The sequence below is a fragment of the uncultured Campylobacter sp. genome (assembly GCF_963517995.1).
GTDB lineage: Bacteria > Campylobacterota > Campylobacteria > Campylobacterales > Campylobacteraceae > Campylobacter_A.
Genome location: NZ_CAUQHQ010000050.1, coordinates 1 through 15,300, shown reverse-complemented (window position 1 = coordinate 15,300; position 15,300 = coordinate 1). Strand labels below are relative to the sequence as shown.

12 protein-coding genes and 2 pseudogenes are annotated in these 15,300 nt (G+C 44.6%); 13 read left to right on the top strand and 1 reads right to left on the bottom strand.

Annotation, left to right across the window (positions count from 1 at the left end; all coding sequences use genetic code 11):
• Positions 1–91 precede the first annotated feature (91 nt).
• The 12 genes and pseudogenes from pheS to RYL88_RS12705 all read left to right on the top strand — a co-directional run bounded on the left by pheS (position 92) and on the right by RYL88_RS12705 (position 14,646).
• A complete protein-coding gene (gene pheS / locus RYL88_RS06635) occupies positions 92–1,084 on the top strand; it encodes a phenylalanine--tRNA ligase subunit alpha (protein ID WP_314989961.1) in 993 nt (330 codons plus the stop codon).
• Positions 1,081–3,414, top strand: a complete 2,334-nt coding sequence (pheT, locus tag RYL88_RS06630) for a phenylalanine--tRNA ligase subunit beta (RefSeq protein WP_314989959.1) — start codon at positions 1,081–1,083, stop codon at positions 3,412–3,414. The genes pheS and pheT overlap by 4 nt, the downstream gene beginning before the upstream one ends.
• Positions 3,411–4,685 (top strand): 3-phosphoshikimate 1-carboxyvinyltransferase, encoded by a 1,275-nt coding sequence (aroA, locus tag RYL88_RS06625; protein WP_314989956.1) that lies wholly within the window; start codon positions 3,411–3,413, stop codon positions 4,683–4,685. The genes pheT and aroA overlap by 4 nt, the downstream gene beginning before the upstream one ends.
• Positions 4,675–5,505, top strand: coding sequence for a 4-hydroxy-3-methylbut-2-enyl diphosphate reductase (locus tag RYL88_RS06620; protein ID WP_314989954.1), 831 nt, complete (start codon positions 4,675–4,677; stop codon positions 5,503–5,505). The genes aroA and RYL88_RS06620 overlap by 11 nt, the downstream gene beginning before the upstream one ends.
• Before the next feature lie 134 nt (positions 5,506–5,639).
• On the top strand, positions 5,640–7,313 hold the full coding sequence (locus RYL88_RS06615) for a 30S ribosomal protein S1 (protein ID WP_314989952.1): 1,674 nt from the start codon (positions 5,640–5,642) through the stop codon (positions 7,311–7,313).
• Positions 7,314–7,317: 4 nt separating this feature from the next.
• The gene (locus tag RYL88_RS06610; RefSeq protein WP_314989950.1) at positions 7,318–7,803 is read left to right on the top strand and encodes a hypothetical protein; all 486 of its coding nucleotides are present in this window, start codon (positions 7,318–7,320) and stop codon (positions 7,801–7,803) included.
• Positions 7,800–9,377 carry a phosphoglycerate dehydrogenase gene (serA, locus tag RYL88_RS06605; protein WP_314989948.1) on the top strand — a complete coding sequence of 526 codons (1,578 nt, stop codon included), beginning with the start codon at positions 7,800–7,802 and terminating at the stop codon, positions 9,375–9,377. The genes RYL88_RS06610 and serA overlap by 4 nt, the downstream gene beginning before the upstream one ends.
• A 43-nt stretch (positions 9,378–9,420) precedes the next feature.
• Positions 9,421–9,642: a hypothetical protein gene (locus RYL88_RS06600; RefSeq protein ID WP_314989946.1), complete on the top strand. Its 222-nt coding sequence runs from the start codon at positions 9,421–9,423 to the stop codon at positions 9,640–9,642.
• A gap of 1,714 nt (positions 9,643–11,356) precedes the next feature.
• Positions 11,357–13,003 (top strand): lactate permease LctP family transporter, encoded by a 1,647-nt coding sequence (locus RYL88_RS06595; protein WP_314989944.1) that lies wholly within the window; start codon positions 11,357–11,359, stop codon positions 13,001–13,003.
• 98 nt (positions 13,004–13,101) lie between these two features.
• Positions 13,102–13,437, top strand: a complete 336-nt coding sequence (locus RYL88_RS06590) for an LUD domain-containing protein (RefSeq protein WP_369011030.1) — start codon at positions 13,102–13,104, stop codon at positions 13,435–13,437.
• 219 nt (positions 13,438–13,656) lie between these two features.
• A complete protein-coding gene (efp, locus tag RYL88_RS06585) occupies positions 13,657–14,223 on the top strand; it encodes an elongation factor P (RefSeq protein WP_002948377.1) in 567 nt (188 codons plus the stop codon).
• A gap of 18 nt (positions 14,224–14,241) precedes the next feature.
• Positions 14,242–14,646, top strand: a pseudogene (locus RYL88_RS12705) (DUF4304 domain-containing protein).
• A gap of 233 nt (positions 14,647–14,879) precedes the next feature.
• Here RYL88_RS12705 and RYL88_RS06570 read toward each other — a convergent pair.
• Entirely contained in the window at positions 14,880–15,131 is a 252-nt protein-coding gene (locus RYL88_RS06570) for a SelT/SelW/SelH family (seleno)protein (protein ID WP_314471706.1), read from the bottom strand.
• A gap of 88 nt (positions 15,132–15,219) precedes the next feature.
• Between RYL88_RS06570 and RYL88_RS06565 the strand changes: the two are divergent.
• Positions 15,220–15,300: pseudogene (locus RYL88_RS06565) on the top strand (DJ-1 family protein); the annotation flags it as partial.

Below are 15,300 nucleotides of genomic sequence, written 5' to 3'. Positions count from 1 at the left end.
TAACAAGTAAAAGTTAAAATTTCCCGACTTTTAGGCAGATTTTATCAAATTTTGACTACAATCAAACCTAAAAATCACTAAAGGTAAAAACTTGCAAGAGTATAGAGAAAGTATCGCAAAATGCGGGAATTTGGCGGATTTAGACAAGATTCGCGTCGCGCTACTGGGCAAAAAGGGCGCGATCACGTCGGAGTTTGCTAAGCTTAAGGATATGGACGAAGCGGCCAAGAAGGAATTTGCGGTAAATTTAAATAAGCTAAGAGACGAATTTGAATCGCTTTTAGCGGCTAAAAAAACCGAGCTTGAAAGCGGTGAGATAAAAGCCAAAATGAAGGCCGAAGCCATCGACATCACGCTATTTAACGAGCCTTCGGGTGCCGGCGCACTGCACCCCGTGATGGCTACGATGGATAAGATCATCGAGTACTTTATGATGCAAAATTTCTCGCTCGAGACGGGACCGCTGATAGAAGATGATTTTCATAACTTCGAGGCGCTAAATTTGCCTAAATATCACCCTGCGCGCGATATGCAAGATACGTTTTATTTTAAGGATTTTAGACTCCTTCGCACGCATACTAGCCCCGTGCAGGTGCGCACGATGATGAGCAAAAAGCCTCCGATCCGCATGATAGCACCGGGAACTGTGTTTCGCCGCGATATGGATCTAACGCACACGCCGATGTTTCATCAGGTAGAAGGCCTCGTGGTCGAGGAGGGCGGCGCGGTGAGCTTTGCGAATTTAAAATCAATGCTTGAAAATTTCTTAAAATACATGTTCGGCGACGTTAAAGTGCGCTTTCGCCCTAGCTTTTTCCCGTTTACCGAGCCCAGCGCAGAGGTCGATATCAGCTGTATTTTCTGCCACGGCGAGGGATGTCGCGTATGCAAGCAAACGGGCTGGCTGGAAGTACTAGGATGCGGCGTGGTAGATCCGAACGTCTTTAAGGCTGTGGGCTACAAAAACGTGAGCGGATACGCATTTGGGCTTGGAGTCGAGAGATTTGCGATGCTGCTTCATCAAATTCCTGATTTGCGCTCGCTTTTCGAGGGAGATTTAAGATTATTGGAGCAGTTTAAATGATAATTTCAAGAAATTGGCTAAATGAATGGCTAGATATCTCAAGCGTAACGAGCGAAACTCTGCTAAAGACGTTAAATTCGATCGGGCTAGAGGTCGATAGCTTTAAAGAGATCAGGGTACCTAAAAACATCGTCGTAGGCTACGTAAAAAGCAAGATAAAACACGAAAATGCCGAGAAACTAAGCGTTTGTCAAGTGGACGTAGGCGGCGAGACGCTACAAATCGTCTGCGGCGCGAAAAACGTCGAGGCCGGACAGTTCGTGCCTGTGGCGCTATCAGGCGCCGTTATGCCAAGCGGACTAGAGATAAAGAGGGCAAAACTGCGCGGCGTCGAGTCAAACGGCATGATCTGCTCATCCGTCGAGCTAGGCCTCGTAAAAACAAACGACGGCATAATGCCGCTGGATGAAAGTATCGGCGAGTTAAAACTAGGTAAGGAAATTTGCGAATATCCGCTACTAAACGACGACATCATCGAGATCGAGCTAACGCCAAACCGCGGCGACTGCCTGAGCGTCTACGGCGTAGCGAGGGATCTATCGGCGGCGCTTGATCTGCCGCTAAAAGATGCCGCCAGATACGAAGAGGGCGAAAATTTGCTCGGTATCGGGCGCATTTTGGCTATCCACGCCGAGGAAAATTTACAAAGCAGTTTTCAGTACCGAGCCTTTGAGATAAAAGAGTATTTTGACGAAAATTTGCTGATGAAGATCCGTTTGGCGCTGATCGAGTGCGATAAGCAAAACCGCATCGAGCGCCTGCTAGACTACGCTACGCATTCAACAGGCGTGCTTTTTAGCGCGTATGACTACGCCAAGCTTAAAAAGGACGACGAGCGCGCTGTTTTTGATCTGCAAAAGGGCGCAAATTTGGCGACTGAAATTTTAGCCGGCGGCGAGCTTTTGGGCGTTGGCGGCGTGTATCAGACGGATGCGGCCAGACTTGACGAAAATAGCAAACTAGTCATAGTGGAGGCTAGCTATACCGATCCGCACGTGATCGCGACAACCGTTTACGAGGATAAGCAAATACCGCGCCAAGCGCAGGCTTACCGCTCGCTAAGAGGTAGCGAGCCAAACGTAGGTTTTGGCGCCGATTTTTTATTTAAACAGCTAGCCGTGCTAAAATCGGTTGCGCTTTATGCAGGCTCTCAGCAAAGCGTTATGACGCGAGAGCCCAAGGTCGTGAGCTTTACGATGAGCGAAATGCAAAAAATGATCGGTCAAGAAGTGGCTCAAAACGACGTCGTGAGGATACTTAAAAAGCTTGGATTTAGCCTAACTTTTAACGCCGAAAAAGAGGGCGCGAATGCCAAAGTGCCGTTATTTCGCCATGATATCGTAAATTCTCAAGACGTGTGCGAGGAGATCGTGCGAATGGTCGGTATCGATAATATCGCCTCAAAGCCGCTAAATTTCAGCGAAGCTAACCGTATAAACGATACTTTTGTAGGCTACAAAAATGCTCTAAATTTGCGTAAAAAAGCCGCTGCGGCAGGATTTTTCGAGAGCGTGCATTATGTATTTGACGACGCCGGCGAGCTAGCGGCGCTCGGTTTTGCGCCTTGTAAGGCCGAGATAGCCAACCCGATAAATAGCGAGCTAAACACGCTAAGGCCGACGCTTGCAAATCACTTGCTAAAATCGGCCGAGCGAAACGTAAAAAATCAGCGAAAATCGGTCAAAATTTTTGAGTTTGGCAGCGTATTTAGCCAGAGCGGCGAGCAAAGCGAGAGATTTGGCTTCATAGCTAGCGGACTAGCAAAAGAACCTAGCCTGCTAAACGGCGCAAAGCCCGCCGATATCGACTTTTTGAGCTTTGCGACGGCGGTTAAAAACGCGATCGGCGAATTTGAGCTAAAAGCGTGCGACGACGTAAAATATCTAAGCGAATTTGAACAAGCTAAAATCTATCAAAACGGCGTTTGCGTGGGCTATATCGGTCGCGTGGACGTGCGAGTCGAAGCCGCGCGCGACCTGCCGCGAACATACCTTTGCGAGATAGAGTTTGAAAAGCTTAAATTTGATAGCGCGGTCGTCAAAGCCTACTCGAAATTCCCCGCTATCAGCAGAGATCTAAGTTTAATCGTACCTAAAACCATGAAATTTGAAGCGATAAAAGAGTGTATAAACGCGCTAAAAATCGAGTGCCTAAAAGAATTTGCGCCGGTTGATATATACTCAGACGATAAACTCGGAGAAGGCGTGAGCCTCAGCATCAAATTTAACTTCCAAGATATGCAAAAAACGCTCGAGGACGAGGAAGTAGCGGCGATAATGGATAAAATTTTGGACGCTTTAAAGCAAAATTTAAATATCGGACTAAGATGAAAGTTTACGCATTAAGAACGCCGATAAGCGCGAGCCTGGAGAACATCGCAGCCGATAAATCCATCTCGCATAGATGCGCGATATTTTCGCTTTTAAGCGATAAGCCAAGCCGCGTGAAAAACTATCTAAAGGCCGAGGATACGCTAAATACGCTAGAAATCGTAAAAAATTTGGGCGCGCGTATCGAGGAAAAAGAGGGCGAGCTAATCATAACTCCGAGCGCAAATTTAAAAGAGCCTAGCGTTGTTTTAGAGTGCGGAAACTCGGGCACGGCGATGAGGCTTTTTATGGGCTTTTTAGCCGCTAGCGAGGGTTTTTTCGTGCTAAGCGGAGACGAGTTTTTAAATCGTCGTCCGATGGCGCGCGTGGCTAAACCGCTAATAGGCGTCGGCGCTAAAATAGACGGCGCAAACAGCGGAGATCACGCGCCTTTAGCGATTCGCGGCAAGAAGCTGGAGTATTTTAAATTTGATAGCAAAATCGCCTCCGCGCAGGTAAAATCGGCGCTGATTTTGGCGGGACTAAAGTCAAACGGCTGCGAGCTTAGCGAACCTGAGCTTAGTCGCGATCACACCGAGCGCATGCTAAAAGGTATGGGCGCGAGCCTGCAAATTTTACCCCGCGGCGTCAAAGTGGAGCCGATGAGCGCACCGCTAAAACCGCTTGAAATTTGCGTCCCAAACGACCCTAGTTCGGCGTTTTTCTTTGCCGTAGCCGCAGCGATAATCCCAAATTCCCACATCGTGCTAAAAAATATGCTGTTAAATAAAACACGCGTGGAGGCCTTTAAAATTTTAGCCAAAATGGGCGCACAAGTAACGTTTAAAGAGACTTCCGGCGCATACGAAAGCATCGGCGAGATCGAGATAAAACACTCGCCGCTAAAGGCCGTGGAAGTGAGCGAAAATATTTCGTGGCTAATCGACGAGGTGCCGGCACTTGCCATAGCTTTTGCAAACGCACAGGGCATAAGTAGCGTAAAAAACGCAAAAGAGCTTCGCGTCAAGGAAAGCGACCGCATCGCGATCATGGTGCAAGGGCTGCAAAAATGCGGGCTTGAAGTCGAAGAATTTGAAGACGGCTTTAGCGTAAAAGGCGGCGAGGCAAACTGCGCCATCATCGACAGTAGCGGCGATCACCGTATCGCGATGAGCTTCGCGGTGCTTGGGCTAAAATGCGGAATGGTTATAGAAAAGAGCGAGTTTATCGCGACTTCGTTTCCGAATTTTAGTGGGATTTTAAGGCAGCTAGGAGCTAGCGTTGAAGATTGAGCTTGCCAGTAGTTACGGTTTTTGTTTTGGCGTAAAGCGCGCTATAAAAATCGCAGAAAATGCCAAAGATGCCGTAACTATCGGTCCTATCATACATAATAACGACGAGATAAACCGTCTAAATAAAAATTTTAACGTAAAAACGCTTGAGGGCATAAACGAAATCGACGGCGAAAAAAAGGCGATCATACGCACGCACGGTATCACAAAAGGCGACCTGGCCGAGCTAAAAAAAAGCGATATAAAAGTGATTGACGCGACGTGCCCGTTTGTGACCAAGCCTCAGCAAATTTGCGAGAAGATGAGCAAAGAGGGCTACGATATCGTGATATTCGGCGATGAAAATCACCCGGAGATAAAGGGGGTGAAATCCTATGCCGTCGGTAAGGTATTCGTCGTACTTGAAGAAAGCGAGCTAGAGAGCGTAAAACTAGCTCAAAAAGTAGCCGTCATCAGCCAAACGACGCGTAAAGTAGAAAAATTTATGCAAATCGTAAATTATCTGATGCTACGCGTAAAAGAAGTCCGCGTTTTTAACACGATTTGCAACGCTACTTTTGAAAACCAAGAAGCGGTTAAAAACTTAGCCGCTAGAGCCGACGTGATGGTCGTAGTAGGCGGCAAAAACAGTTCAAATACAAAGCAGCTTTATCTCATCTCAAAAAGCGCCTGCGAGGATAGCTATCTCGTAGAAAACGAATCCGAGCTTGAGCGCTCGTGGTTTGAGGGCAAGAATCTTTGCGGCATAAGCGCGGGAGCCTCTACGCCCGATTGGATCATACAAAAAGTAGTCGATAGGCTCGAAGGGTTTAAAATTTAGCAAATTCGTATCGTTTTTAAATAAAATTTCAAATTTGAGCCTGAAATTTAGTAAGTTAATCTACAAATAAGTTAATATTAAGTAAAATCAACTCTAATTGTGTTAAAAAGCAAAATATATCAAAAAGGAACAAGATGGCTGCGGTGAACAAAAAAGTTCAACTTAGTAAGGCAAACGACGATATCGAAAACGACGATTTCGCCGCGATGCTAGAGGAGTCTTTTAAAAAGACGGAAGAAGATAGCGACGGTATAATCGTCGATATTAAAGGCGACGAGGTTTTTGTAAATGTCGGTAGAAAATCAGAGGGAATTTTAAACATTTCTGAAATACAGGATGAGAACGGAGAGCTTAAATTTAAAGTAGGCGATACGATAAAAGTCGTAATTACCGGCTCGACAAGAAGCGGAAAACCTATCGTTTCTCACAAAAAAGCGCTTAGAAAAGAAAAAGTAAAAGCCTATATCGACTCGTATAACGAAGAAAACCAAGACGTATTCGACGTAAAAATTATAGGAAAAAATAAAGGCGGTTTCGTCGCGCAAAATAGCGACGGGATCGAGTTTTTCTTACCTCGCTCGCAAGGCGGCTTTAGAGATGCTAATGCTGTCGTAGGGAAGAGCTTTAAGGTAAAGGTTTTAAAGATAGATAAAGACGAGCAAAGCATCATCGTCTCAAGAAAAAAACTACTCGACGAAGATAGAAGAAAAAAAAGGGAAGCAATATCTGCTGTAGCCGAAAATACCGACGTCATCGAAGGCGTGGTTAAAAAAATTACTACTTATGGTATGTTTGTGGATATAGGCGGCGTGGACGGACTCGTGCATTATAGCGAGATAAGCTATAAAGGACCGGTAAATCCGGGCTCTATCTACAAAGAAGGCGACAAGGTTTTAGTAAAAGTCATCAAATACGATAACGAGAAAAAGCATCTTTCTCTATCTATCAAGGCTGCGATGCCTGATCCTTGGGATGAGATAAAAGACGGTTTAGAGGTTGGCGACACTATAAAAGTAACCGTCAGCAACATAGAGCCTTACGGCGCATTCGTCGATCTTGGCAACGATATAGAGGGCTTTTTGCATATCTCTGAAATTTCGTGGGATAAAAATATCAAAAATCCAAAAGATCACATTAGCGAAGGCGAGGAGCTTGACGTCGAAGTTATCGAGATAGATGCGAAAGATCGCCGCTTAAGAGTGAGCCTTAAAAATTTACTCAAAAAGCCGTTTGACGAATTTAAGGCCAAATTTAAAGAAGGCGACGTTACTAAAGGCGTAGTTACTAGCGTAACGAATTTTGGCGCATTTGTTAAAATCGGCGCAGTCGAAGGCTTGCTTCACAATGAAGACGCTTCTTGGGATAGAAACGATAAGTGCAAAGATTTGTTTAAAGTAGGCGACGAGGTCGAGGTAAAAATCATCAAAATCGACTCTAACGATCAAAAAATTTCGCTTAGCCAAAAAGATTTAAAACAAAGTCCGGTACAAGCTTTTGCTAAGAAATTTAACGTAGGAGACATCGTGACTGGCAAAATTCGCGATATTAAAGATTTTGGCGTGTTTGTAGAGCTCGGCGATAACGTCGATGCGCTCATCCGCAAAGAAGACCTCGGCAATGTAAGCGCCGAAAGCCTAAATATAAACGACAATATCGAAGCTGCAATAGCCTTTATCGACGAGAAGAAAAATAGAATACGCCTAAGCGTAAGACGCCTTGCGAGACAAAAAGAGCGCGAGGTGCTAAACGAGATAAATAGCGACGATAAGGTTACTTTGGGCGACATTATCAAAGAACAGCTATCATAAGTAAATGAAGCGATATCTGCTCTGGGGCGCGATGGTTTTTTTGCTGATTTTCGTCTGCGTATGCGGCGCTTTGCTGTATAGGTACGCGGAGGTAAATTTAAAAGAACCTGCGCCCATGGAGCTAAAAATATCGCAAAACGGCGAGGAGCAAAATTTGACCGTTAGGCAGACTTCTTGGGTCGGCGAAATGGCAAATTTGGCTCCGAAAAATTACGCTTTAGCAAGCAATGAGATATTTATAGAATTTAAAGACAAATCAAAAGCTACCGCCAAGAGCGCATTTCAGCTAATGATTGATAAAAACGACATCTATTCCATGTTTTGCCTTACGCAAACCCTAAAAAACATACCAGTAGATTTTAGCGTGGTAAATGAAAAATCTCAAAATTTAATCTACATAAATACGCAAGATAGCGGTATTTTAAACCGCATTATAAAAGAACTTAAGGCGTATGATATACACTCAACTTTCAAGGAGATCAAGCTATGAAAACCATAATAGTGTGCGATGCGATACACAAAGTCGGCTTTGAAATTTTAAATCGCGAAGAGGATATAAAAGTAATCGATGCGGTAAGCGTGCCAAAGGACAAGCTTTTAGATATCTTAGGTGAGGCTGATGTGGCTATCACTCGAAGCTCGACCGAAGTCGGCGAGGCGTTTTTAAATGCCGCAAAAAATTTAAAAGCTCTCGTGCGCGCAGGCGTAGGCGTGGATAACGTAGACATCGACGGCTGTTCAAAGCGCGGCATCATCGCGATGAATGTCCCTACGGCAAATACGATCGCCGCAGTAGAGCTAACGATGGCTCATATGCTAGCGGCGGCTCGCTCTTTTCCTTATGCTCACAACGACCTAAAAATCGACCGCATTTGGAAACGCGAAAAATGGTACGGCGTCGAGCTTTTTAACAAGACTCTAGGCGTCATCGGCTTTGGCAACATCGGCTCGCGCGTGGCGGCTAGGGCTGCGGCTTTCGGTATGAAGATCGTCGCTTACGACCCGTATATAGATCCGTCGAAAGTAACCGATATGGGCGGCGTTTATACTAAAAATTTCGACGATATCCTCGCTTGCGATTTCATAACGATCCATACGCCTAAAAATAAAGAAACTACGGATATGATCGGCGAGGCCGAGATTGCAAAGATGAAGGACGGCGTGCGTCTCATAAACTGCGCCCGCGGCGGTCTTTATAACGAAGAGGCGCTATATAACGGCTTAAAAAGCGGCAAGATCGCGTTTGCCGGTATCGACGTATTTGCAAAAGAGCCCGCGACTAACCACCCGCTACTTGAGTTAAATAACGTCAGCGTCACGCCGCATCTTGGCGCAAATACGCTAGAGTCTCAAGCAAACATCGCTATCGCCGCAGCCGAGCAGGCTATCTCGGCGGCTCGCGGTATCAGCTATCCTAGCGCGTTAAATTTGCCGATAAAAACGGAAGACTTGCCGCCTTTTGTGGAGCCTTATATCGAGCTTACGAGTAAGATGGCTTTCCTTGCCGCACAAATCAACAAAAACGCGATCAAAGCCGTCCGTATCGAAACTCACGGGCAGATTAGCGAATACGCGAATTCTTTACTAACCTTTGCCATCGTGGGTGCGCTAAAAGAGAGTTTGGGCGACGGCATAAACTACGTAAACGCTAAATTTTTATGCGACGAGAAGGGCATAAAAACCGAAAGTATCGTAGGCGGCGATAGTATTTTTAAAAATAAGATCACCGTTCGTATCACGACGCAAAGCGATGTCGTAACGATAGGCGGAACAGTATTTGGCGAAAATCAGCAACGTATCGTAACCATAAACGGCTTTAAAACAGATTTTAAACCTAAGGGCAAGATGATTATCTTTAAAAACAACGACGTTCCGGGCGTTATAGCTAAGATTTCGTCTATCCTTGCCGATGAGAAGATAAATATCGCCGACTTCCGCCTAGGGCGCGACGACCACGGGATGGCGCTTGCGGTCGTGCTGGTCGATGAAAAGATAACCAAAGAGACGCTGGCTAAACTAAACGAACTTGACGTTTGTATATGGGCAAAATACGCAGTTATCTAAATTTAAGCCCAAAATCGGGCTTAAATTTAAGAAAGGCTTGAATATGAAATTTTTACTTTTTATTCCGATTTTGTTTTTATTTACCGGTTGCGAGAGCGAGGTGCAAAAGCAAACTACGAAAAATTTCGAAAAAATTCTGACAGAAAAAAAGAAATTTCAAAAGATACAAAAAGACGAACCAAGCGTAAGCGAGCAGATGAAAAGGGAAATCCACTCGCAGTCTGAAAAGAGCAAGGAAAAGGGCGAGTTTAAATTTAAAGAGTAATAAGCATCGCCTAGAGCGCCGGTTTCGGCCATAAACAAACATCCTAGTCGGTGCAAAACTTGCCCGTTCGGGGCCAGCGCACAAGCCTCCGTCACGCAAAATCCGTCAAAAACGTATAGATTAGATTTTTAAGCTTGCCTTTTATATGGTTAGTTATTTTATGCTTTATCTGCCGGTATCGTTTCTGCCAGCCGGAAATGCGTACGGTAGCCGTAAATTTGCGGATTATCTCCTGGACGAAATTTAACTTCGTCCAAATTCAGTTGCTTTGCTAAATTTACGAAAAACCAGCCGCTTCCTTTCTCTTATAAATTTAGGCCGTCTTTATGCACACCTTAAGGTTGCAGGTTTTACGGGGCTTAAATTTAAAGCGCCATTTAAATGTTAGATACCTGACATACGAATTTTACGGCTCTTATATTCTGCAAATTAGCCGCGTATTAAGCCGTGAGATAAGCCTTATTTTACCGTCTTATTTAAGCCGTTTGCTATGCTATTTATTTGTCTAGCGCCGCAAGGACGCGGATATCCCTGGCGCAAATTTAACCGCAAAATCCGGAGTAAATTTATAAAATTTCTAGCCTTTTTTTCAAAACCTCAAAACCTGTACCGACTTTATCGGCGCGGCGGTCGTGGTCTATGAGGCTTTGCTTTATGGCGAAAACATTTTGCGCCGCCGTAAGCGCCTCTTTTGTTAAGCTTAAATAGCCGGCCGAATTTGGAGCGCCGCAAAGATGCGATTTTTTAAATTTGACGGTACGGCTTAAGCAAGGACGGATAAAACCAAAGTCTGAAGCGTAGCGGTTGCGCGAGCGCTTAAGGCACTGATTTTTGCATACCGCAGCGCGTTATTCTAGGCCTACTCGGCAGAGATAAGCCTCGGTGTAAAGCAAGGCGAAATTTATTCGCTCTATCGCCGCTGCCCTTGCTTTTTGGGATGCGCGCTTTTGTTTTGCGAGATAGTAGGCTGCCGCCGTAAAGCTTGGTATCAAGATTATGCGGCCGTGCGGGCGCGATTTCTTACCGCTTTGGCCTATGGCGCATTTTCCCCGCGCGAGCTTTTAAAGTACGCAACGTATCTTTTGCGTAAAATTAATAAAGCGCGGTATCGGTGCTACCTTTAAATGAGTAAAAAACGAAAGCCGTTTTAGCGCGGGACGCTCGGCTGCAAGTAAAACGCGGGCAAATAGCGTAAAAGACTGGTTTTACCTTCTAAAATCTTTAAAAATGCCGTTTTTGTGAAATTTTATACGAGTTTTAGCCGTTTTTGCGGGTCTAAATTTAGCTCTTACGCGTTAAACTTAAACGGCATATCGACTATTTTTCAGGGATTTTGCGCAGAATCTTTTTATAAATTTAGTTAAATGCTTAAAAAAATAATTAAATTTAAATAAACGACGCAAAAACGTAAAATTTTATTTAGTCGGCGATATCTAAACGATTTTTCTTTGAAAGCCGTATTTTTATTTAACGGATATTTTTATGCTACTTTTAGTAACATTTATACTCCTAAAATGCCTAATATAGACGGCTTGTAAAATTTTATAACCAAATTAACCTCGGTCAAATTCGCCTTTTTTCGTATTACCGTTTTACGCAACTTCTGCGGCGCAAATCCCAAACCTTAAAGCGAAATATTAATGTGATTTTTATTTTGCATTAAGCTTGAAATCGCACTAAAATTTCGCCGAGATTTTAAATTTAGGAGGATTTGATGCAAGAGGTGTTTTTGCAAAATTACGATCCCGCGGGTAATATTTGGCTCAGCGCGGCTGCGGCGGCTTTGCCTATAGCCGTGTTTTTGCTATGCTTGACGGTTTTTAAGCTAAAAGGCTACGTCGCGGCGTTTCTAACCGTCGCAGCCAGCCTTGCCGTGGCGATTATATTTTATAAGATGCCTGCGGTTACGGCGTTTATAAGCTTTGCTTACGGTTTTTTCTACGGGCTTTGGCCGATAGCTTGGATTATTTTGTGCGCGATTTTTCTTTATAAACTTAGCGTAAAATCAGGCTACTTCGAGACGCTAAAGGCCTCTATTACGGCTATTAGCCCCGATTGCCGCATTCAGGTAATTTTAATAGCGTTTAGTTTCGGTTCGTTTTTAGAAGGAGCTATCGGTTTTGGCGCGCCGGTTGCGATTTGCGCGGCTTTGCTTATGGGGCTTGGGCTAAAACCTTTAAGCGCGGCCGGACTTAGTATGATAGCAAACACGGCGGGCGCGGCGTTTGGAGCCGTGGGTATACCGGTTACGGCGCTTAGCGGTACCGTAAACGTCGATGCGCAGCTAATATCTACGATGACGGCTAGGATGCTACCGCCCATTACCTTTACGCTTCCTTTTTTGCTCGTTTTTTTAGTTAGCGGATTTAGAGGGGTTTTAGGCGTTTTGCCTCACGTTGTTGCGGCGGCGGCTAGCTATACTATCGCGCAGTACGCTACGGCTAAATTTTTAGGCCCGGAGCTGGTAAATATAATCGCCGCTATCGTCTCCATCGTGATGCTTTGGGCGGCGCTTAGAATTTGGAAGATTAAAGACGTATTTAGAGTAACCGGGCAAAGCGAAGCAAAAGAGGGCGTAAGCCTAAGCGCCAAAGATGCGTTTAAAGCTTGGCTTCCTTTTATTCTCATTATCGCGGCCATAGTCGTTTGGAACAGCTCGGGTTTTAAATCTCTCGTGGATTTTGCTACGTTTAAATTTGAAGTCGCGAACTTGCATAATTTAACCGCGTCCAATCCGCCAATCTCGCAGGGCGTGCAAGCTATTAGCGCCGTTTATACGTGGGACGCGCTAAGGGCTACGGGGACGGCGATACTGCTAGCCGCGATTCTTACGACGCTAACTTTAAAGATAAAACTCCAAATCGCAGTCGCTTCCGCAAAAGAGGCGGTAAAAGAGATGGCTTTTCCCATTGTTACGATAGGCTTTATCGTCGCGTACGCCTACGTGGCTAAATATAGCGGTCAGGCCGCGACTATGGGTCTAGCGCTATCAAGCACGGGCGACGCGTTTGGCTTTTTCTCACCCGTCATCGGTTGGCTGGGCGTATTTTTAACTGGCTCGGTTACTAGCGCGAATTTGCTTTTCGGCACGCTTCAGCAAGTAACGGCAAATCAGCTAAGCGTACCCGACGTTATTTTTATGGCGGCAAACACCGTAGGCGGCGTCGTGGGTAAAATCATCAGTCCGCAAAGTATCGCCGTAGCGTGCGCGGCGGTGGGAATGGCCGGACGCGAGAGCGAAGTACTTAAATTTACGCTTAAATACTCGCTTTTATTTATAGTTTTGGCTAGCTTAATCACGTGGGCGGTTATACATCTGTTTCCGCAGCTCGTGCCCGTAGTTACGAATTTTAGACCTTAAAGGAGGAAAAATAAAAAGAGTTTATATGTTTTTCTCTGCTATGAATAGCAGAGAAAAAGTCCTAAAATAAAGCCTTCGTACAAAGAAGTCAAAATTTAATCGCCGATATAAACGCTATAATCAAGCAACAAAACGCTAAAAATTTAATCTATCCCGCAGACTTGCCTATCGACGTATCGCAGGTAGAAGCGGAAGTAAAATTCGCCTTTGATAGGCCCGTGGAGGAGTTTAAATCAGAGCTTTTTAACTACGACGTCTCTATAATCAAAGCAACCAAAGCCGTTAGTTCGCACGGCGTTTTTTGCGTAATCTCAAGCAAGAGCCAACCAAGACTGCTAAGCCTAACGCCAAGACTTTGCATAGTGCTGTTAAAAAAGCAAGACGTGGTAAAAAGCCTATCTGCGTGCCTAAACGAGATAAAAAAAAGAAAATGAAAAGTTGCCGACTAATATCCTTTTCATCTGCGGCCTTCAAGGACTTCTGATATCGAGCTCGTGCCGGTTTTGGGCGTACACGGCTCGCAGATAGTTTATGTTTTGGTTTATTAAATTTACTCGCTAAATTCGGGGCAATCGTTTGAAATTCGTTTGCCCCGCCTGCTAAATTTAAACTTTTTTGGATATAATCAACCATTTTTAAATCAAGGAGAAAAAATGGCAACCTATTCTATGGGCGACCTAAAAAAAGGACTAAAGATCGAGCTAGACGGCGTTCCGTATAAAGTCGTCGAGTATCAGCACGTAAAACCTGGCAAGGGAGCGGCTTTCGTTCGCGCGAAAATCAAATCTTTCATTGACGGCAAAGTGCTTGAAAAGACGTTCCACGCGGGCGATAAATGCGATCAGCCGAATTTGGAAGAAAAAGAGATGCAGTATCTTTACGACGACGGCGAATTCTGCCAGTTTATGGACACTGCGACCTACGAGCAAGTGGCGATCAGCGACGAGGACGTGGGCGATGTCAAAAAATGGATGATAGACGGCATGATGGTTGAGATTTTGTTTCACAACGGCAAGGCTATCGGCGTAGAAGTGCCGCAAGTCGTCGAGCTAAAGATCGTCGAGACTCCGCCGAATTTCAAAGGCGACACCCAGGGCGGTAAAAAGCCTGCTACGCTTGAGAGCGGTGCGGTCGTACAGATACCTTTTCACGTGCTTGAGGGCGAGGTTATCCGCGTAGATACCGTCCGCGGCGAATACATCGAGCGCGCAAATAAATAATCGCAGTCGTCAAATTTGATGAAAGCAAAATTTGACGAGCTCATAGCCCAAGTAAAGCCGCTGTTTAAAGATAACGGCTTTACCAAAAACGGGCTAAATTTCTACAAAAATACTCCCGAATTTATCTATGTCATCAATTTTCAAAAAAGTAGCGGAAATAGTGCATTTGAAACCAGATTTTACGTAAACTGCGGCATTTAGGACATGTTTATAGACGGCTCAACCCGTAAAGAAACCGTCTCAAAACCCAAAGAATACGAATGTCATTTTAAGGATAGAATTTCATCTCTCATAGGCTCCAAAGAAGCTTACTATGAAATCAACGAAAATACCGACACGGCAGCGCTTTGCAAAAATTTAATAAGCGATTTAAGAGCGGTATTTAGATTTTTTGACGCGGTAAACCGAACGAAATTTGATTGATTTGATACCGGAGCGAAACGGTCTAGCTGCGATTGACCGGCTTTTTGAATATTTACTCATAAATCATGAACAAGCAATTTTAACCGGCCAAGCGTTAAGTTTGTTTGAAAAACACGAAAACGAAGCTAGATGGAAAATCTTGAGAGGCGTATAAAAGATTCGTTTGGAAAACACGAAAAAACGAGGTAAAATTCGAATAAATAAAAGCCAAGGCCTAAGCCTTAGCTTAGACTTTAGGCTGATTTTTTAACGTTATCTACCAAAGCTGCGATCTCTTCGTGATTTGGCAGGGCGTTTACGTCCGTACCGATGAGATCTTTTTTGGAAAATACTACTTTTCCGTTTACTTCAACGATGAAGTTTCCGCCGCTACCGACGATTTTGCTAATTTTAGCACCTGGAATTTGACTTAAAAATTCTTCTTCTACACGAGAAGCTACCGGTCTATAGTTTCAAGAATTGCAATACGTAATCTTTACTTCCATTTTCCTTCCTTTCGAATTTAAAGTGGCGCGATTATAGCATAAATTTAGCAAACGAGAGTATAATAATCCGAAAATTTAAGGAGAAATTATGAAAAAAGTTGCCGTGATTTTTGCCGACGGGTTTGAGGAGATAGAGGGCGTTAGCATCGTGGACGTGCTTAGACGAGGC

Bases quoted from the DNA above. Each gene is read 5' to 3' on its own strand.
- pheT (WP_314989959.1), top strand. From the start codon at position 1,081: ATGATAATTTCAAGAAATTGGCTAAATGAATGGCTAGATATCTCAAGC.
- aroA (WP_314989956.1), top strand. From the start codon at position 3,411: ATGAAAGTTTACGCATTAAGAACGCCGATAAGCGCGAGCCTGGAGAAC.
- RYL88_RS06615 (WP_314989952.1), top strand. From the start codon at position 5,640: ATGGCTGCGGTGAACAAAAAAGTTCAACTTAGTAAGGCAAACGACGAT.
- RYL88_RS06610 (WP_314989950.1), top strand. From the start codon at position 7,318: ATGAAGCGATATCTGCTCTGGGGCGCGATGGTTTTTTTGCTGATTTTC.
- serA (WP_314989948.1), top strand. From the start codon at position 7,800: ATGAAAACCATAATAGTGTGCGATGCGATACACAAAGTCGGCTTTGAA.
- RYL88_RS06600 (WP_314989946.1), top strand. From the start codon at position 9,421: ATGAAATTTTTACTTTTTATTCCGATTTTGTTTTTATTTACCGGTTGC.
- RYL88_RS06595 (WP_314989944.1), top strand. From the start codon at position 11,357: ATGCAAGAGGTGTTTTTGCAAAATTACGATCCCGCGGGTAATATTTGG.
- efp (WP_002948377.1), top strand. From the start codon at position 13,657: ATGGCAACCTATTCTATGGGCGACCTAAAAAAAGGACTAAAGATCGAG.